General features: G+C 76.4%; 18 protein-coding genes. 6 read left to right on the top strand and 12 right to left on the bottom strand.

Features of this window, described 5'->3' with window-relative positions; genetic code table 11:
• A partial coding sequence (locus CCE01nite_RS19335) for a ferrochelatase (protein ID WP_141372869.1) occupies positions 1 to 793 on the bottom strand: 793 nt, incomplete at its 3' end.
• A gap of 189 nt (positions 794 to 982) precedes the next feature.
• Here CCE01nite_RS19335 and CCE01nite_RS19330 point away from each other — a divergent pair.
• Complete coding sequence (locus CCE01nite_RS19330) at positions 983 to 1,921, top strand: serine/threonine-protein kinase (RefSeq protein WP_141372868.1); 939 nt, start codon at positions 983 to 985, stop codon at positions 1,919 to 1,921.
• 4 nt (positions 1,922 to 1,925) lie between these two features.
• On the opposite strand, the gene CCE01nite_RS19325 is transcribed toward CCE01nite_RS19330, so the two are convergent.
• Positions 1,926 to 2,432, bottom strand: a complete 507-nt coding sequence (locus CCE01nite_RS19325) for a flavodoxin domain-containing protein (RefSeq protein ID WP_141372867.1) — start codon at positions 2,430 to 2,432, stop codon at positions 1,926 to 1,928.
• 317 nt (positions 2,433 to 2,749) lie between these two features.
• Between CCE01nite_RS19325 and CCE01nite_RS22550 the strand changes: the two genes are divergently transcribed.
• Both CCE01nite_RS22550 and CCE01nite_RS19315 read left to right on the top strand, forming a co-directional pair.
• On the top strand, positions 2,750 to 3,640 hold the full coding sequence (locus CCE01nite_RS22550; protein WP_170223996.1) for an FKBP-type peptidyl-prolyl cis-trans isomerase: 891 nt from the start codon (positions 2,750 to 2,752) through the stop codon (positions 3,638 to 3,640).
• Between the two features lie 93 nt (positions 3,641 to 3,733).
• Positions 3,734 to 4,303 (top strand): NYN domain-containing protein, encoded by a 570-nt coding sequence (locus CCE01nite_RS19315; protein WP_141372865.1) that lies wholly within the window; start codon positions 3,734 to 3,736, stop codon positions 4,301 to 4,303.
• A 127-nt stretch (positions 4,304 to 4,430) separates the two neighbouring features.
• Here CCE01nite_RS19315 and CCE01nite_RS19310 read toward each other — a convergent pair whose 3' ends face one another.
• From CCE01nite_RS19310 to nirB, 6 genes are all read right to left on the bottom strand, one after another.
• Positions 4,431 to 5,198: an alpha/beta fold hydrolase gene (locus CCE01nite_RS19310; RefSeq protein WP_141372864.1), complete on the bottom strand. Its 768-nt coding sequence runs from the start codon at positions 5,196 to 5,198 to the stop codon at positions 4,431 to 4,433.
• A 110-nt stretch (positions 5,199 to 5,308) separates the two neighbouring features.
• Positions 5,309 to 6,025 (bottom strand): sirohydrochlorin chelatase, encoded by a 717-nt coding sequence (locus tag CCE01nite_RS19305; protein ID WP_141372863.1) that lies wholly within the window; start codon positions 6,023 to 6,025, stop codon positions 5,309 to 5,311.
• 2 nt (positions 6,026 to 6,027) lie between these two features.
• Complete coding sequence (locus tag CCE01nite_RS19300) at positions 6,028 to 7,122, bottom strand: uroporphyrinogen-III synthase (RefSeq protein ID WP_141372875.1); 1,095 nt, start codon at positions 7,120 to 7,122, stop codon at positions 6,028 to 6,030.
• A gap of 20 nt (positions 7,123 to 7,142) precedes the next feature.
• The gene (gene cobA, locus CCE01nite_RS19295; protein ID WP_141372862.1) at positions 7,143 to 8,471 is read right to left on the bottom strand and encodes a uroporphyrinogen-III C-methyltransferase; all 1,329 of its coding nucleotides are present in this window, start codon (positions 8,469 to 8,471) and stop codon (positions 7,143 to 7,145) included.
• Positions 8,468 to 8,884, bottom strand: coding sequence for a nitrite reductase small subunit NirD (nirD, locus tag CCE01nite_RS19290; protein ID WP_141372861.1), 417 nt, complete (start codon positions 8,882 to 8,884; stop codon positions 8,468 to 8,470). Before nirD ends, cobA begins: the two co-directional genes overlap by 4 nt.
• Complete coding sequence (nirB, locus tag CCE01nite_RS19285) at positions 8,881 to 11,595, bottom strand: nitrite reductase large subunit NirB (RefSeq protein ID WP_141372860.1); 2,715 nt, start codon at positions 11,593 to 11,595, stop codon at positions 8,881 to 8,883. The genes nirD and nirB overlap by 4 nt, the downstream gene beginning before the upstream one ends.
• A gap of 194 nt (positions 11,596 to 11,789) precedes the next feature.
• Here nirB and CCE01nite_RS19280 point away from each other — a divergent pair, with 194 nt between their 5' ends.
• Positions 11,790 to 12,338: a DUF1697 domain-containing protein gene (locus CCE01nite_RS19280; protein ID WP_141372859.1), complete on the top strand. Its 549-nt coding sequence runs from the start codon at positions 11,790 to 11,792 to the stop codon at positions 12,336 to 12,338.
• A gap of 45 nt (positions 12,339 to 12,383) precedes the next feature.
• On the opposite strand, the gene CCE01nite_RS19275 is transcribed toward CCE01nite_RS19280, so the two are convergent.
• Positions 12,384 to 12,920 carry a pyrimidine dimer DNA glycosylase/endonuclease V gene (locus tag CCE01nite_RS19275; RefSeq protein ID WP_141372858.1) on the bottom strand — a complete coding sequence of 179 codons (537 nt, stop codon included), beginning with the start codon at positions 12,918 to 12,920 and terminating at the stop codon, positions 12,384 to 12,386.
• 131 nt (positions 12,921 to 13,051) lie between these two features.
• Between CCE01nite_RS19275 and CCE01nite_RS19270 the strand changes: the two genes are divergently transcribed.
• Positions 13,052 to 13,504 (top strand): HIT family protein, encoded by a 453-nt coding sequence (locus CCE01nite_RS19270; RefSeq protein WP_141372857.1) that lies wholly within the window; start codon positions 13,052 to 13,054, stop codon positions 13,502 to 13,504.
• Here CCE01nite_RS19270 and CCE01nite_RS19265 read toward each other — a convergent pair.
• From CCE01nite_RS19265 to CCE01nite_RS19255, 3 genes are all read right to left on the bottom strand, one after another.
• Entirely contained in the window at positions 13,493 to 14,503 is a 1,011-nt protein-coding gene (locus CCE01nite_RS19265; protein WP_246056755.1) for a HEAT repeat domain-containing protein, read from the bottom strand. The two genes, CCE01nite_RS19270 and CCE01nite_RS19265, sit on opposite strands and share 12 nt — an antisense overlap.
• Position 14,504: 1 nt before the next feature.
• Positions 14,505 to 15,371, bottom strand: coding sequence for a HEAT repeat domain-containing protein (locus CCE01nite_RS19260; RefSeq protein WP_307722758.1), 867 nt, complete (start codon positions 15,369 to 15,371; stop codon positions 14,505 to 14,507).
• A 103-nt stretch (positions 15,372 to 15,474) separates the two neighbouring features.
• Positions 15,475 to 16,320 carry an SDR family NAD(P)-dependent oxidoreductase gene (locus CCE01nite_RS19255; RefSeq protein WP_141372855.1) on the bottom strand — a complete coding sequence of 282 codons (846 nt, stop codon included), beginning with the start codon at positions 16,318 to 16,320 and terminating at the stop codon, positions 15,475 to 15,477.
• A gap of 118 nt (positions 16,321 to 16,438) precedes the next feature.
• Here CCE01nite_RS19255 and CCE01nite_RS19250 point away from each other — a divergent pair, with 118 nt between their 5' ends.
• Complete coding sequence (locus CCE01nite_RS19250; RefSeq protein ID WP_141372854.1) at positions 16,439 to 17,980, top strand: molybdopterin-dependent oxidoreductase; 1,542 nt, start codon at positions 16,439 to 16,441, stop codon at positions 17,978 to 17,980.
• Positions 17,981 to 18,139: the final 159 nt, after the last annotated feature.

Raw genomic sequence — 18,139 nt, 5'->3', positions numbered from 1 at the left:
ACGGCTGGCTCGGCGGGCCCGAGCGCGAGCAGAACGCGAGCGTCCAGTCCACGTCGTGGCCCAGCCGCTGCCCGACCTCGGCGGCGACGACCGCGCCGATGTCGAGGTGCTGCGTGCGGTAGCTGGGACGCTGCGCTCCGGACGCCTCCTCCATCGTGTCGGGGATGGAGTGCGTGACGAAGACGAGCGGCGCGGTCGCGGCCACCTCGGCGGTCGTCGTCCCGGTCCGCTCGGCGAGCGCGGTGTACGCCTCGACGACGGCGTCGGCGTTCGCGCGCACGAAGCCCGGGGTGTGGAAGTAGTGGCGCAGCTTGTCGACCACGAGGCCCGCGCTGCCGTCGTCCCCGGTCGGGGTCGTGGCCCCCAGGCCGCGCAGCGTCGTCGCGAGGTTCTCGCGGTACTGCCGGCAGCCCGAGTACGAGCCGTACGCGCTCGTCACGATCGCGAGCACGTGGGTCGACCCGCCGTCGCGCAGCTCGGTCAGGCCCGCGTCGGTGTAGGGCTCCCAGTTGCGGTTGCCCCACGCGACCGGGACGTCGATGCCCCGGCGCGCGAGCTCGTCCCGCAGCGCGGCGAGCAGCGCGAGGTTCTGCTCGTTGATGGGGCTGCGGCCCCCGAAGTGCGCGTAGTGCTCGCCGACCTCGGCGAGGCGCGCGTCGGGGATGTTCTTCCCGCGCGTCACGTTGCGCAGGAACGGCAGGACGTCGTCGGGTCCGTTCGGGCCGCCGAAGGAGAACAGCAGCAGGCCGTCGTAGGGCGCGAGCGAGGTGGGGTTCAGGGTCGAGGAAGCCACCCGAGAATCATCCCACCGCCACGCGGAGCGGCCCGGTGGCGGCGGTGCGGCCCACCGTGACGTTGTCGCGACGGGCTGTCAGATCCACGTTTCCACCCGGTCGCCGGGATGCACACGGGCTCCCGACCTCCTACCGTGCTGGAGGGGATCCCGGGACGTGGGGCGCGTCCCGGGGCGTACGCACAAGGCATGCAGCGCACACAGGACGAGGGAGCAAGCCGCGTGGACCCGACCCGCCTCGACGCGCTCGTGGGCCATGCCCTGGGCCGTCGCTACCGCATCGACGGAACGCTGGGGCACGGCGGCATGGGCACCGTCTTCGCCGCGACCGACGTCCGCCTCCGCCGCCCCGTCGCCCTCAAGGTCTTCTCGCTCGAGGGCGTCCCCGCACGCGACATCGGCCGGTACGCCGGCGAGGCGCGCGTGCTCGCGAGCCTGTCGCACCCCGGTCTCGTCGCCCTGCTCGACGTGGGCGCCGACCAGGGCCCCGAGGGCGAGCCGCTCGCCTACCTCGTCATGGAGCTCGTCGACGGGGTGACGCTCCGCGAGCGCCTCGACGAGGGCCCGATCGACCCGGTCGAGGTCGCGGACATCGGGCGCCAGCTCGCGGAGGCCCTCGGCCACGCGCACGCGGCCGGGGTCGTGCACCGCGACCTCAAGCCCGCGAACATCCTGCTCGCGCACGAGCCCGTGCTGTCCGGGGAGGCCGAGGCGCCCGCGACGGCGACGAAGCTCGCCGACTTCGGCATCGCGCAGGCGCTGGGCGGCCCGACGTCCGGGGAGACCTCGGCCGGCCGCACGCTCGGGACCGCGAGCTACCTGAGCCCCGAGCAGGCGCTCGGCCGGCCGCTCGGCGCGACGTCGGACGTCTACTCGCTCGGCCTCGTGCTGCTCGAGTGCCTCACCGGCGAGCGTGCGTACCCCGGCGAGGCGCTCTCGAGCTCGCTCGCGCGCCTGCTCGACGCGCCCGAGGTGCCCGACTCGCTCGGCCCGACGTGGTGCTCGCTGCTGCAGGAGATGACCGCGAGCGACCCGACGATGCGGCCCAGCACGACCGAGGTCGCCGAGCGCCTGCGCCGGCTGCGGCGCCCCGCGCTGTGGGACCGCGTCGCGGCGCGGCTCGGCTGAGCGGTCAGGCCACCGGGACCGCGCGGGTCGCCAGCTCGGCGGCGATCTGCTGGCCCCAGCGGCGGACCGCGCCGAGGTCGCGGTGGTCGCCCTCGCGGGCGCGTGCTCCGGCGATGATCGTGCGCTCGGTGAACGAGAGCACGCTCCGGTCGAGCCGACCCGCGAAGCTCCGGTGCGCGACCGCGCCGATCTCCTCGCGCAGCCGCGCGACCTCGTGCGGGGAGTTCGCGGACGCGGCGGGCTGCGTCGCGAGGCCCGACGAGAAGAGCCAGACCGGCCGCTCGCGCAGCTCGTCGCCCAGCCGGACCGTCAGGTCGCGTGCCTCGGGGATCCAGTGCGCGGTGTAGACCGCGGAGCCGAGGACCACCGCGCCGTACCCCTCGAGGCTCAGCACCTCGGACGGGGACCGCTCGTCGACCTCGTGCCCCGCCTCGGCGAGCGCCCGCGCCACGACGGCGCCGATCTCCTGCGTCGCGCCGTGCCGGGATGCCGCTGTGACCAGGATCTTCACTGCTCTCACCTCTGTCTGCCGACGGTTCCGGGTGCGCGTGCCTGCGCTCGTGCGTGGGGGCGCTCGGCGGTCCTCCGCGCGATCCGGGAGGACCGTGCGCCGCTCCTCGCCCCTGCATCCATCGTGCGGGCGCGGGCCTGCGGCGTCGTGGGTCGGAGGTCCCCCGGGACCTGTGACCCACGCCCGGTCACCGGACCACCGTTTCGCCCGGAACGCCCGAGGAGGCATGCTGGGTGCGGCCGCACGGCGTCGTTGGCGCCAGGGCGGCCCTCTCGCGCGCACACCGGCGTCGGGAGCCCTCGACCAGGAGCCGTCACGTGCGCCGTCGCCCCGTCCTCGCGAGCACCGTCCTCGCCGCCGCCCTCGTCCTCGCCGGATGCGGCTCGAGCGAGCCCGAGAGCTCGCTGCCGACCGCGAGCGGCGAGTTCGGCGAGAAGCCCGAGATCACCTTCCCCGAGGCCGAGCCGCCCACCGAGCTCACCACGGACGTCATCTCCGAGGGCGACGGCCCCGAGGTCGCCGAGACGGACCTCATCGTCGCGGACTACCTCGGCCAGGTCTGGGACGGCAAGGTCTTCGACAACTCCTACGACCCGAAGGGCGAGGGCGAGGCGCAGCCGCTCATCATCCCCCTGAGCGAGCTCGTGCCGGGCTGGGCCAAGGGCCTCGCCGGGGTCAAGGTGGGCAGCCGCGTGCTGCTGTCGCTGCCGCCCGAGGAGGGCTACGGCGAGGAGGGCAACGAGCAGGCCGGCATCGAGGGCACCGACACGATCGTCTTCGTCGTCGACGTCCGGGACAGCTACGGCGCCGACGCGAAGGCGCAGGCCGACGCCGCACCGGACGCCGCGGCCGCGGCCTCGGTCGCCCCGCAGGTGACCGGCGAGCTCGGCAGCGAGGCCACCGTGACCGTGCCGGCCGGCTCCCCCGAGCCGACCGAGGTCGTCACGACGGTGCTCGCGACGGGCACGGGCGACCCCGTCGTGGAGGGCAACCTCGTCGCGCAGTACTCGGGCGTCGACTGGGCCGGGTCGAGCATCGGCAGCTCGTGGGAGGACGGCACGCCGCAGCTGTTCCCGGTCTCCCCGGAGCAGCCGACGTTCGCCGGGCTCGTCGGTGTCCCGCTCGGGAGCCGCGTCCTGCTGCAGATCCCCTCGGCCGAGGCGAGCCCCGCGATCGCGGTCGTCATCGACCTGATCGGCCAGCCGTAGCGCTCACGCTCCGCTCGCACGAGGGCCCGGTACGCCACGGCGTGCCGGGCCCCCGTCCGTCCGGGCGACCCGCGGCGGCCGTACGCTGGCCCGATGGAGACGCCGGCGCCGCGCACCACCTACGTCCTGGTCGACGGCGAGAACATCGACGCGACCCTCGGCTCGTCGATCCTCAGCGGGCGGCCGACCCCCGAGCAGCGTCCCCGCTGGGAGCGCGTGCTCGACTTCGCGCAGCGCGCGTGGGGCGGCAACGCGAAGGGGCTGTTCTTCCTCAACGCGTCGAACGGCACGATGCCGATGTCGTTCGTGCAGGCGCTCGTCGCGATCGGGTTCCAGCCCATCCCCCTCGCCGGCGAGAGCTACGAGAAGGTCGTCGACATCGGCATCAAGCGCACGCTCACCGCGCTCGCCGACCGCCCCGGCGACGTGCTGCTCGCGAGCCACGACGGGGACTTCACGCCCGAGATCGAGGCGCTGCTCGGCACCGACCGCCACGTCGGGCTGCTCGCGTTCCGTGAGTTCACGAGCTCGGCGCTCGCGCAGCTCACCGACCGCGGCCTCGAGGTGTTCGACCTCGAGACGGACGTCAAGGCGTTCAACGTGCAGCTCCCGCGCCTGCGGATCATCCCGCTCGACGAGTTCGACCCGCTGCGCTACCTCTGACGCACGGCCCCGCCGGGGGCCCGGCGGCGCCACGGCAGTCCGGCCGCGCCGCGGGGCTCGGCCACGCCGCGGGGATGGGTCACGCCGCGGAACTCAGCCGCGCGGCGGGCTCAGCCGCCCGCAGCGCTCAGCCGGCGAACAGGCCGCCGAGGAACTCGGCCATGCGCTGCTCGACGAGCGGGCCCGAGTCCGTCGCGAACAGCGCGAGGCCGTGCGCGCCGCCGGGGACCTCGAGGTACGTCGACGGGTCGTCGGCGCGCGCGACGGCCCGCGCCGCCGTCGCGTTGTCCGCGGCGCTCCCGATCACGAGGAGCGGGCCCGTGTAGGCCGAGTCGGCCGAGGCCGCCGAGCCCGCGTCGGACACCCGGCCGGGGCTCAGTGCGAGCACGCCAGCCGGCGCGGGATCGAGGTCGTCGGCCAGGGCCGCGGACATCGCGCCGCCGACAGAGGAGCCGACGAGCGCGTAGGCGTCCACGTCCTCGGCGAGCAGGACGTCGACGGCGCTGCGGAGCGAGGCCGCCGCGTCGCCCGACCACGCGAACGACGCCACGGTGTACCCCTGGGCGGCGTACGCCTCGAGCGTGGGCACCCACTCGCAGAACGTGTCGCCCGACTGCGGGGCGAAGACCAGGCCGTTCGCGCCGTCGCCGAGCGTCACGACGACGACCGGCTCGTCCTCGGGGCCGGTCGCGACGGCGCGCGCGTCGTCGGGGACGCAGTCCGGGGTGTCGATCTCGCGGGGCCCGGTGGGCGCCGCGTCGGCCGTGGGGGCCGCGCCCGCGCCGCCGCCCCCGCCACCCTCCCCACCGTCTCCGCCGCCGCACGCGCCGAGGAGGGCCGTGAGCGGCAGCACGACGAGCAGGGCGAGGCGACGCGGCGATCGGGGCGCAGGCATGCGGACGTTCTAGGGGCGGGCCGGCGTCGGGTCAAGGGACGAGCGGCGTGCCCCGGCGCATGCGGGACGAAAGGGCAGGACGCCGGGTGCGCCGAGGCCACCCGGGGGCGTCAGCGCGCCGCGGCGACCTCGAGCGTCGCGCACGCGGCGGCGTACCGGTCGAGCGCGATCGCGACGAGCCGGTCGTCGGGCGCGAGCGGCGCGCTGACCACGTCGCCGCCGGCCTCGAGCACGCGGTCGTGGAAGAACCCGGGCGCGAGCAGGTACGCGGCCACGACGACGCGCGGGGCCCCGGTGGCCCGTGCCGCCGCGACCGCCTCGGGCACGCGCGGCGTCGTGCCCGCGCCGTAGCCGATGTGCACCGCGCGCCCGAGCCGCCCCGCGAGGCCCGAGCCGATCGCCTCGACGGCCACCGCGGCCGCGGGGTCGGTCGAGCCGGCCGCGGCGAGCACGACCGCGTCGTCGTCGCGCAGCCCCGCCTCGGCGAGCCGGTCCGCGAGCAGGTTGACGAGGCGCGGGTCCGGGCCGAGCGGCGCGGCGGCGACGGCCGGGTGCCCCTCGACGGACTCGGCGATGTCGACGCGCACGTGGAAGCCCACCGAGAGCAGGAGCGGGACGACCACGGCCGAGGCGCCGTCCGGCTCGACCGCGCCCGCGACGACGTCCGGGACCTCGGGCTGCTGCACGTCGACGAACGCCTCGCGCACGTCCAGGTCGGGGCGCTGCCGCCGGATCCCGTCGAGGATCGAGCGGATCGCCGCCCGGCCGGCCACGCTGTCGGTGCCGTGCGAGCACCCCACGAGCACCGGTGCGTCCACGTGCGTCATCGTCATCCCTCGCTCACGAGCTCGAGCCGGTAGCCGCGCTTGACCACCGTACGGATCAGGGCCTTGCTCCCGGTGGCCTCCCGGAGGCGCGCGACGGCGACCTCGGCGGCGTGCGGGTCCTGGGAGTCGCCCGGCAGGACCGAGAGCAGGTCGGAGCGCGGCACGACGGCCCCGCGCGCGGCGGCGAGCAGCCGGAGCACCTCGAGGCCCGACGGCGAGAGCGGCAGCACCCGGCCGTCGAGCACCGCGGCGCCGCGGTGCACCTGCAGCGGACCCGCGACCGTCTCGAGTGTCTGCAGCCCGCCGTAGTGCGCGACGAGCGTGCGCACGAGCGACCCGAGCCGCCCGCGGTCGGGGACGATCGGGGTGATCCCGCGCTCGACGAGCGGCTTCGCGGTGACCGGTCCGACCGCCGCGGTGACGACCTGCCCGCGCCCGGCGAGCCGCACGACGGTCGGCAGGACGCCGGCCTCCTCGGCGGCCGCGAGCCACGCGGCCGCGCCGGGCGCCGACGTGAACACCACGGCGTCGATCTCGCCCGCGGCGACCGCGCGCACCGACGCCGCGAGCGCCTCGGGGTCGGGCGGCGGGCCCCAGCGGTAGACGACGAGGCTGCGCACCTGCGCGCCCGCGACCTCGAACGCGCGGTCGAGCCCGTCGGCCCCCGCGCCGTGGTGCTGCACGGCGACCTTGAGCCCGGCGACGCCCTCGTCGAGCAGCACCTGGGCGATCTCGGCGCTCGTCTCGGACTCCGCGACCCAGTCGGCCTGGAGCCCCGCGGCCTGGATCGCGCCGCGCGCCTTGGGTCCGCGCGCGACGATCCGGGCACCCCGGAGCACCGTGGTGAGCTGGTCGGCGATGCCCACGGCGTCGGCCGCCTCGATCCAGCCGCGGAACCCGATGCCGGTCGTGACGACGACGACGTCGGGCGGGTCGGCGAGGAGCGTGCGCGTGCCCGCGATGAGCGCGGCGTCGTCCTGGTTGGGGATCATGCTGAGCGCCGGGGCGTGCCGGATCGCGGCCCCGCGGCGGGCGAGGGCCGCGCCGAGCTCGGCCGACCGGCGGTCTGCGGTCACGAGCACGACGACCCCCGCCATGGTCTGGTCGATGTGGTCGCTCACGAGGTCATTGTGTCCTGGCCGGATGTCGGTCGTGTGTCGGGCCCGTCGTCCGGCGGCGGCGGGGGCACCAGGAGGCCGTCCGCGGCGACCGCGCCGACGACGATGACGGCCGGGGCGCGGACGCCGGCGGCCCGGGCGGCGGCAGCGATCCCGTCGAGCGGGGCCCGGGTCACGCGCTGCGCGTCGAGCGTGCCGCTCTCGATGATCGCCACGGGGGTGGCGGGGTCGGTGCCGGCGCCGAGGGCCGTGGCGACGAGCTCGTCGAGCATGCTCACGCCCATCAGGACGACGAGCGTGAGCGACGCGTCGCACAGGCCGGCGAGCGCGGCGCGGGAAAGCCCGTCGTGGCCGTTGACGACCTGCACCGAGCCGACGGTGCCGCGGTGCGTCAGGGGGATGCCGGCCGCGGCGGGCACGGCGAACGCGCTGCTCACGCCGGGGACGACGGTCACGGGGACGCCGGCCTCGCGGCACGCGAGCACCTCCTCGCCGCCGCGCCCGTAGACGAACGGGTCGCCGCCCTTGAGGCGCACGACGAGCTCGCCGCGCTGCGCCCGCTCGACGAGGATCCGGTTGATCTCGTGCTGCGGGACGGCGTGGTTGCCGGGGGTCTTGCCGACGTCGATCACCTCGACGTCCGCGGGCAGCTCGTCGAGCACAGCCGTCGGGCCGAGGCGGTCGGTCACGACGACGTCCGCCTCGGCGAGCGCCTGGCGCGCCCGGACGGTCAGCAGGTCGACCGCGCCGGGTCCCCCGCCGACGAGCACGACCCGGCCCTGGCCGGGCACCGGCGCGCGACGGTGGCGCAGGTCGGCGCCGCCCCCGCGCAGGTGCGCGGCGATCGAGTCCCGCACTCCCGCGATCCGGCGGGCGTCGGCCGGCCCGGGCGCACCCGGTGCGCCGGACGCGCCCGTCGAGGGCCCGGCCGTGCTCCCGGCCGAGGTCGCGACGACGCCCACGAGGACGTCACCGAGGCGGGTCGTCGCGGGCGTGCGGGCCGTCCCGCCGCGCACGTCGCCCGACGTCACGCAGAAGACCCGACGCTCCTCGGCCCAGCCGGCGACCGCGGCGTCCGTCGCCCGGTCACCCGTCGCGGTCTGCACGAGCCACGCGCCGTCGAGGTCCTTCGCCCGGACCTCCGCGGCTCGCCACTCGACGAGCCCCCAGCGGTGCATGTCGAGCAGCGCCTCGCACAGCTGCGGGGCGACCACCAGCACGCGCGGGCTCTCGACGAGCAGGTCCTGCACGAGCCGGGCCGCGACCGGGCCGCCGCCCGCGACGACGACGCGCCGACCGGTCAGCCGGAGCCCGAGGAGCGCGGTCACCCGGCACCCCCGACGGCGACCGAGCCGGCCGCGACGCCGACCTGCACCGAGCCGGCCACGACCCGCACGGGCCACGTCCGCAGGTCGACGGGCTCCTTGCCGACCGCGTCGAGGCACCGGCCGGTCGTGAGGTCGAACACCTGCTTGTACATCGGCGAGGCCACGGTCGGCACGTCCGCGCCGTCGACCGTCCGGGTCCCGACGATGCCGCGGGACATGACGTACGCACCGCAGAACGGGTCGAGCTGCTGGACCGCGAGCACGCGGTCGTCGAGCAGCCGGACGAGGGCGACCTGCTCGGCGCCGACGAGCGCCGCCGCGCCGCGCTCGGGCGCGAGGTCGTCGAGCCGGCACACGTCGACCCACGTCAGCTCGCCGTCGGCCACGAGGTCCTCCACCTGAGCAGCAGTCACGAGCGCACCTCCAGAGTCGTCCCCGCGACGAGCACCGCACCGCTGCGCCCGTCGTCGTACCCGTTCTTCTCCTCCGCCGTGGCGGGGCGTGCCTGGCCGCGCTCGGCGACGTACGCGAGCGACGGGTCCGGCGTCTCCGGGGCGTTGACGAACGACGCGAACCGGCGCAGCTTCTCGGGGTCCGCGAGCGTCGCGGCCCACTCGTCCTCGTACGACTCGACGTGCAGCGCCATCTGGGCGTCGAGGTCCGCGGCGATGCCGAGGGAGTCGTCCATGATCACCGCGCGCACACCCTCGAGGCCGCCCTCGACGTCCTCCATCCACGGTGCCGTCCGCTGCAGCCGGTCGGCCGTGCGGACGTAGTACATGAGGAAACGGTCGATGGTCCGCACGAGGGTCTCGGTGTCGAGGTCCTCGGCGAGGAGCTGCGCGTGCCGCGGGGTGAAGCCGCCGTTGCCGCCGACGTAGACGTTCCAGCCCTTGTCCGTGGCGATGACCCCGACGTCCTTGCCGCGCGCCTCCGCGCACTCGCGCGCGCAGCCCGAGACGCCGAGCTTGATCTTGTGCGGCGAGCGCAGGCCGCGGTAGCGCAGCTCGAGCTGGACGGCGAGCGCGACCGAGTCCTGCACCCCGAACCGGCACCAGGTCGACCCGACGCACGACTTCACGGTGCGCAGCGACTTGCCGTACGCGTGCCCGGACTCCATGCCGGCGTCGACGAGCCGCTTCCAGATCGCCGGGAGCTGGTCGATGCGCGCGCCGAACATGTCGATGCGCTGGCCGCCCGTGATCTTCGTGTACAGCCCGAAGTCCTTGGCGACCTGCCCGATGACGAGCAGGCCCTCGGGGGTGATCTCGCCGCCGGCGATGCGCGGGACGACCGAGTAGGAGCCGTCCTTCTGCAGGTTCGCCATGACGTGGTCGTTGGTGTCCTGCAGCGTGGCGCGCTCGCCCTCGAGGACGTGCCCGGGGGCGGTCGTCGAGAGGATCGACGCGACGACGGGCTTGCAGATGTCGCAGCCGCGCGCGCCGGGCCGGGTGCCGAACCGCGCGAGCACGTCGGTGAACGAGCGGAGCTGCGTGACACGGACGGCGTCGTAGAGCTGGGCCCGCGAGAGGTCGAAGTGCTCGCAGAGCGCCTTGCTGACCGTGATGCCGGACTTCTCGAGCTCCGTGGTGACGAGCTTCTTGACGAGCGGGAGGCACGAGCCGCAGCTCGTCCCGGCACGCGTGCACGCCTTCACCGCACCGAGGTCGGTGCAGCCGTGCTCGGTGACCGCGCCGCGGACGGTGCCCGCGGTGACGTTGTTGCACGAGCAGACCGCGGCGTCGTCGGGCAGCTCGAGCGCCGCGCCCCCGCCACCGCCGCCCTCGGGCAGCAGGTACTGGCCCGGGTCGCCGGGCAGCTCGCGGCCGAGCATCGGGCGCAGCGACGCGTAGGCGCTCGCGTCGCCGACGAGGACGCCGCCGAGCAGCGTGCGCGCGTCGTCGGACAGCACGAGCTTCTTGTAGACGCCGCCGACCGGGTCGGCCCAGACGATCTCGAGGGCGCCGGGCGTGACGGCGAACGCGTCACCGAAGCTCGCGACGTCGACACCGGAGAGCTTGAGCTTGGTCGCGGTGTCCGCGCCGGGGAACGTCGCCGCGCCCCCGAGCAGGCGGTCCACCACGATCTCGGCCATCGCGTAGCCGGGGGCGACGAGCCCGATGCAGGCGCCCTGGATGCACGCGACCTCGCCGGCCGCGGAGATGAACGGGTCGGCGGTGCGGCACGCGTCGTCGACCACGACGCCGCCGCGCGGGCCGACCTCGAGGCCCGCCGCGCGGCCGAGCTCGTCGCGCGGGGTGACGCCCGTCGCGACCACGACGACGTCGACGTCGAGCCGGCCGCCGTCCGCGAAGTCGAGCCGGCCGACGGTGCCGCGGCGGTTGGTGCGCATGCGCGTCGTCGCCGTGTTGAGCCGGACGCCGACGCCGAGGGAGTTGATCAGGCGGCGCAGCGCCTCGCCGCCGCCGAGGTCGATCTGCGCGGACATGAGGTGCGTGCCGAACTGCACGACCGTGCTCTGCGCACCGAGCGCCTGGAGCGCGCCCGCCGCCTCGAGCCCGAGCAGGCCGCCGCCGATGACCGCGCCCCGGACCGGTCGGCTCCACCGCTCGCGCTGCTCCTCGACCCAGCCGCGCAGCTCCGCGACGTCGTCGACCGTGCGGTACACGAACACGCCCGGCAGGTCGTTGCCCTCGATGGGCGGCATCGCGGCCTTCGAGCCCGTCGCGAGCACGAGGTGGTCGTAGTGCTCGACGCGCCCCGACGTGCTCGTCACCGTGCGCGCCTCGCGGTCGATCGCGGTGACGGCGTCCCCGCGGACGAGGCGCACGAGCGGGTCGGCCCACAGCTCGGGGGTGCCGAGCGCGAGGTCCTCGGGGTGGCGGCCGGAGAAGTAGCTCGTCAGCGCGACGCGGTCGTACGGCGCGCGGGGCTCCTCGGCGAGCACCGTGATGCGCCACTCCCCCGCGGCGTCCCGGTCGCGCATCGCCTCGACGAGCCGCTGCGCGACCATGCCGCCGCCGACGACCACGAGGTGCTTCGGCGCGCGCTCGTCGACCACGGCGGCCGCGGGCTGCACGGCCTCGGGCGCCGGCGTGCTGGCGTCGTCCGTCGTGGGGCGGGGCTCGTCGGGCGTGCGGTCCGTCGGGTCGGTCGCGTCCATGTGGGTCTCCAGGGTGGGTCCGGCCGGGGCGTGCCCCCACGCTAGGAACGGCGTGTTTCCGACAGGGGGCACGCCCCGTTACCCCGCGGGAACGGTCTGCGCACAGCCCGCCGGGGACGCGTGTGAGTTCGCCGGGGCGCCGCGGGGTGCGACGCGGGGTGCCGCGGGACGGGCGCGCACGGCATCCTGGGCCGATGACCGCTGTCGTCGCCCTCCTGCGCGGAGTCAACGTCGGGGGGCACCGGAAGGTCCCCATGGCCCGTCTGCGCGCGGTCGCGGAGGGGCTCGGCCACGCGCAGGTCGCGACGCATCTGAACAGCGGGAACGTCGTGCTGGTCGCGCCCGACGCCGCGACCCCGGAGCGGCTCGCCGCGGACCTCGCGGGCGCGCTGCGCGAGGACGTCGGGTTCGACGTCGACGTGCTCGTGCGGACCCGGGCCGCATTCGACGAGGTCGTCGCGGCGAACCCGTTCCCCGAGGCCGCCGCCGAGGACCCCGCGCGCGTGCTCGTGACGTTCTTCGCCGCGGACCTCGACCCCGACCCGGCGTTCGACGCGGGCGCGTACGGCGACGAGCAGGTCGTCTGGGCCGGCCGCGAGGCGTACGTGCACTACGTCGACGGCATGGGCAGGTCGCGGCTGACGCCCGACGTCCTCACGCGGGCCGCGCGCCAGGCCGGCACGGGGCGCAACTGGCGCACCGTGCTCGCGCTGCGCGACCTGCTCGCGGCGCGCGAGGACTGACGGGGCGCACCGGCGGGAGCGCCGGCCGGTGGAGACGCGTGCGCCTCACTCCAGGTCGTCGAGGATCTCCCACGGCGCGACCGGGCCCGGGGCCACGACGAGCATCGGGTGCGGGTCGGGGACCTCGACGCCGGACCAGCGCGCGAGGACCTCGGGGCTGCGCTCGGCGAGCTTGGCCCGCAGGTGGCCCCACTCGTGCGCGAGCTGGCCGTCGGTGACCTCCAGCCGCAGGTCCTGGTCGGGCGGGTGCAGCACCTTCGACCGGTCGAAGACGTAGCCGCGCGCGGCGGCCTCGTCGGCGATGCCGTGCAGGAACGTGGTGATCGCCCGACCGGGGTCGCGCGGCTCGGGCGGTGCCGGCGGCTGCGCGTCCGGCACGTAGGCGGTCCCCGGGACGCGGACCGCGCGCCCCGGGAACGGGGGCGGCGGCCAGCCGGGCGGCGTGAAGCGCACGAGCTGCGGGTGGTTGCGGTACCCCCGCGTCGTGCCGGTGAGGACCTTCTGCGCGAGCAGCGCCTCGCGCCAGGCGGCCGTGAGGCCCTGCCGGTCGAGATAGCGCGGGTGGACCGACCACAGCCTCATGACGACGTCCGCGGGGCGCGCGGCCGGCGGCGGGCCGTCGGCGCTCCGGGCTCCTCGTGCGGGGTGGGCATCGCCCTCACGCTAGGCGAGCCCCGCCGGGCCTGCGCGCCGGGCGTCGCTAGCGTGGGGCCATGAGCACCGTGTTCACGAAGATCATCGACGGCGACATCCCGGGCCGGTTCGTGTGGGCCGACGACGTGTGCGTCGCGTTCTCGACCATCGCGCCCATCACCGACGGCCACGTGCTCGTCGTGCCGCGCGAGGAGGTCGCACAGCTCACCGACGCTCCCGACGAGCTGGTCGCGCACCTGAGCGTCGTCGCGAAGACCGTCGGCGCGGCGCAGCAGGCGGCGTGGGGTGCGCCGCGGGCGGCCCTGCTCGTCGCGGGGTTCGAGGTCGCGCACCTGCACCTGCACGTGCTGCCCGCGTGGGACGAGTCGAGCCTGACGTTCGCGAACGCCCGCGCGGACGTGCCGGGCGACGAGCTCGACGCCGCGGCCGAGCGGCTGCGGACGGCGCTGCGGGACGCCGGTCACGGCGCGCACGTGCCGGCCGCGCTCGGCTCGGCGGCGCTAGCGGGCTGACGGGCGCCGCGTGCGCGCCCGGCACGCCTGCAGGCAGTAGGCGGCGATCCGGCGCACGTGCGCGTCGGGGTCGTCGACCAGCGCCGTCAGCACCTCGTGGGCGGCGGCCCCGTCGAGCTCCGCGAGCGCCTGGGTCAGCCGGGCGCGCGCGGCCGGCGACGCCCCGGGCCGCCGCAGCTCCTCCTCGACCGCCCGGGCGAGGCGGTCAGCGGTGCCGTGCCGCAGCGCGAGCGCGCCCAGGACCTCGGCCGCGTCGACGTCGTCGGCTCCGCGGACGACCATCCGGAGCAGCTCCGGCGCCGCCGCCTCGCCCCCGCGCGCGCCCAGGCCGAGGGCCGCCCGGGCACGGACGTCCTCGTCGGGGTGGTCGAGCGCCCCGGTCAGGGCCGCGGTCGCCTCGTCGGTCGGGATCCGCACGACCGCCGCGACGGCGCGCCGCCGGACCTCGCGGTCGGGGGCGTCGAGCGCCGCCACGAGGACGTCGAGGCCGCCGCCGTCCGAGCGGCCGAGCGCCCACTGGAGCGCCCCGGCGACGTTGGGGTCGTCCTCCGCGAGCAGCGCCTCGGCGAGGGACGCCGCGGGGAGCCGCGCCACGTCGGGAGCGGTGAGGAGGAGCTGCTGGCGGCGGGCCGGCTCCGCGTGGTCGAGCCCGCGCAGCAGGGCCACCATGCCCAGGACGTCCGTCCACGCGGCGGGCTCGCCGGCCCGCACCTCGCGCAGCCGGGCGAGCAGCTCCTGCTCGCGGGCGATGCGCTCCTGCGTCGCCGCGATCAGGTCGTCCACGAGGGCCGACGGGACGAACGTCGGGTCGTCGAGCGCGCTGCGCACGTCGCCCAGCGGCAGCCCGAGCGACCGCAGCGACTCGACCTGGAACAGCCGGCGCAGGTCGTCCGGCGAGTACGCGCGGTACCCGCCGGACGTGCGCGCGCTCGGGGAGACGAGCCCGATGGCGTCGTAGTGGCGCAGCATGCGGGTGCTCAGGCCCGCGTGCTGCGCCACCTCACCGATCAGCACGGTCGCCCGGCGCGGCTGCCGCGGCCACCGTCGGGCCCTCGGGAGCAATCAGCCCCGACATGCCGTCGGGCTCCGGCGTCTCGGGCGCGACCTGCGCCACCGACGTACCCGGCACGGGCGACGCCGATGCGCCGTCGGCCGCCGACGGCGCCGGTGCGTCGTCGGGCACGGACGGTGCAGCCGCCAGGGCGGCGACGCGCTGGGCCTCGGCGACCGCCGCCTCGAAGTCAGCGTCGGGGTCGTCGAGGAGGTGCCGCGTCGCCGCCGCGTGGGTGCGGACGGCCTCGTCGGCGGCCGACTTGCGCTTGCGCAGGGCGGGCAGGCCCGCGTCGCCGAGCGCCGCGAGCGCGCGGCTGAGGCTCCGCTGCGTCTCGCGGTCGCCCCGGCCGAGCTCGCTGCACAGCGCCTCGGCGAGGTCCGCCTCGCGGCCCGAGGGCACGAGGCGCACCGCCGCGCGCCAGGCGGTGCGGGCCACGTCGTCGTCGGGGTGGTGCAGCACGTCGGCCGAGATCGCGTCCCACCCGCGGGCGTCGCCGATCTTCGACAGCGTGTGCAGCGCCTGGCTGCGCGCCTGCCGTCCGCCGTCCCGTACCTCCGCGAGCAGCAGCGGGACGGTCTCCGGCGACGGGTGGCGGGTGAGCGCCCACGTGAGCATGTCGCGGACGAAGAAGTCGGGCTCGACCGCGCAGCGCTCGACGAGCAGGGGGACGAGCGCGGTGTCGGGGTGCGTGCCCGCCGCGAGCGCGGCCTGCAGCCGCACGGACGACGACCGGGCGGCCAGGGCGCGGCCCAGGCGGATGCCGGCGTCGGCGGCCGGGCGGGTCTGCGGGGTGGGGACGGTGTTCGACGTCATGGTGGGACCTCCTGCGTCGAGTCCACACCTTCACACCGTGTCAAGGTCAAGGACCCGCCGACGTCGGACGCGCGTCCCCGCTGCGCCGCAGGGCGCGGCGCCGTCAGATCGCCGGGTCGTCGTCGCCGTAGGGCCGGATCCGCAGCACGCGTGCGTCGGCGGCGACGATCCGCGCCGCGTTCTCCCGGAGCTGCTCCGGGGTGTCCGCGCCCGCACGCACGAAGCGCCCCGAGAGCTCGTCGAGGTCGCCCGACGCGAGCGCGAGCAGCAGCTCGGCGACCGTCTCGACCGGGGTCCACTCGGTGCGGTCGTCGTGCGCGGGCATGCCCTGCGTCATGTCGGTCACGACGACACCCGGGGCGAGGTCGAAGACGCGCAGGCCGGCGTCGCGGTGCTGGTGGTCGAGCAGCCTCGTGAACCGCGCGAGCGCGCCCTTGCTGATGCCGTAGCCCGTGTAGGTCCCCGTCGCGCGGTGCCCCGCGCCCGAGTTCAGGTTGACGACCCGCCCGACCCCGCGCGCGAGCATGCCGGGCAGCACCGCGTGCGTGACGAGCAGCGGCCCCCGCACGTTCGCCTCGACGACGCGCCACATGTCCTCGGGGTCGTCGTCGGCGAACGCGACCTCCGCGTGCTCGATGACGCCCGCGTTGTTCACGAGCAGCCCGATCCCGCCGAGCGGCGCGAACGCCTCCTCGACCGTCGCCACGACGTCGGCGACCTGCGTCGCGTCGACGAGGTCGCCCGCCGCGACGACGACCTGCTCGGGCGCGAGCCCCGCGTCGAGGCACTCCTGCGCGACCGCCTCGAGGTTCGTGCGCGTGCGCCCGACGAGGGCGACGGCCCAGCCCGAGCGCGCGAGCCCGAGCGCGAGCCCGCGTCCGATCCCCCGCCCGGCGCCGGTGACGAGTGCGGTCTGCGGGACGGACTGTGCGGCAGGCGTGGTCGTCATGCGCGTCACGGTAGCCGCACGGCGCCCTGCCCTGGCACCTCGTCGTCCCGTCGTCCCGTCACCACCTCGTCACTTCTTCCGCCAGCCGCCCGGGCTGACCTCCCCGCATACTCGGTCCATGCCCCGCACCCCGTTCGCCGCGTTCGCCGGCCTCGCCGCGGGGGCGGTCACGCTCGGCGTCGCCGCGCTCACCGCGGCGGTCGTCTCCGCGAGCGCCGACCCGCTCCTCGCCGTCGGTGCGACGTTCGTCGACGCCACGCCCGCCTGGCTCAAGGACCTTGCCATCGCCGCGTTCGGCACCGCCGACAAGCTCGCGCTCACGGTCGGCAGTGTCGTGGTGCTCGCGGGGCTCGCGGCGCTCGCCGGGGTGCTGGCCGCACGCCGGTGGGGTCTCGGTGCGGCGCTGGTCGTGCTGCTCGGGGCCGTCGGTGCGCTCGCCGCGGCGTCCCGCCCCGACGCCGGCCTGCTCGCGCCGGTGCCGAGCCTGGTTGGCACGCTCGCGGGGCTGCTCGTGCTGCGGTGGCTCGTGGACCGGCTGCCGGGCCGCGCGCGCCCGTCGTCCACCGCGGGCCCGGCGGACGCCGCCGGCCGGGCCGACCGGCGCACCTTCCTCCGCCTCACGGGCGCGGTCGCCGTCGGTGGTGCGCTCGCGGTCGTCGCGGGCCGCACGCTCGGGGCGGGGCGCCGCGTCGTCGAGGCGGTGCGCGACGCCGTGCGGCTGCCCGCCGCGACCCGGGCCGCCCCACTGCCGGCCGGCGTCGACTCCGGCGTGCCCGGCGTCGACCCGTGGGTCACCCGGAACAGCACGTTCTACCGGATCGACACCGCGCTCACCGTGCCGCGCGTCGACCCCACGACGTGGTCGCTGCGTGTGCACGGGCTCGTCGAGCGCGAGGTCACCCTGACGTTCGACGAGCTGCTCAGCTCGGAACTGGTCGAGGCGTGGGTCACGCTCGCGTGCGTCTCGAACGAGGTGGGCGGCGACCTCGTCGGGAACGCGCGGTGGCTCGGGCTGCCCCTGCGCGAGCTGCTCGAGCGGGCCGGGCCGTCGCCCGACGCCGACATGGTGCTCTCGACGAGCGCCGACGGGTTCACCGCCTCGACGCCGATCGAGGCGCTCACCGACGACCGCGATGCGCTGCTGGCCGTCGGGATGAACGGCGAGCCGCTGCCCGTCGAGCACGGCTTCCCGGTCCGCATGGTCGTGCCGGGCCTGTACGGGTACGTGTCGGCGACGAAGTGGGTCGTCGACCTCGAGGTCACGCGGTTCGCGGACGCCGAGGCGTACTGGACGGTGCGCGGCTGGTCGGAGCGCGGGCCGGTCAAGACTCAGTCGCGCATCGAGGTGCCGCGCCACGCCTCCCAGGTGACCGCCGGTCGGGTCGTCGTCGCGGGCACCGCCTGGGCGCAGCAGCGCGGGGTCGAGGGCGTCGAGGTCCGGGTCGACGACGGTCCGTGGCGGCCCGCGACGCTCGCGGCCGACGGCGGGATCGACTCGTGGCGCCAGTGGACGTACGCGTGGGACGCGACCCCCGGCACGCACGAGCTGCGAGTGCGCGCGAGCGACCCGGACGGCCCGCAGACCGCCGACGTCGCCCGGGTCGTGCCCGACGGCGCGACGGGGCACCACACGGTGCGCGTGTCCGTGACGGACGCCTGAGCCGACGCCGCGGGCCCGGGCGCGCCACGAGGCGTCCGACGCACGACACCGACCGCACCGCCGTGCGGCGAGCACCCCGCGGGCATAAAGCCGGGAGCGGGGTGCGTTGCGCCGACGCCCGGCAGGCTGGCACGTTGGGCGCCGTCCCACCCTCCGGAG

Origin of the sequence: Cellulomonas cellasea, assembly GCF_006538745.1 — a bacterium.
Taxonomy (GTDB): domain Bacteria; phylum Actinomycetota; class Actinomycetes; order Actinomycetales; family Cellulomonadaceae; genus Cellulomonas_A; species Cellulomonas_A cellasea.
Note: the sequence above shows the minus strand (reverse complement) of the source record. Positions and strands in the feature narration are given on the sequence as shown.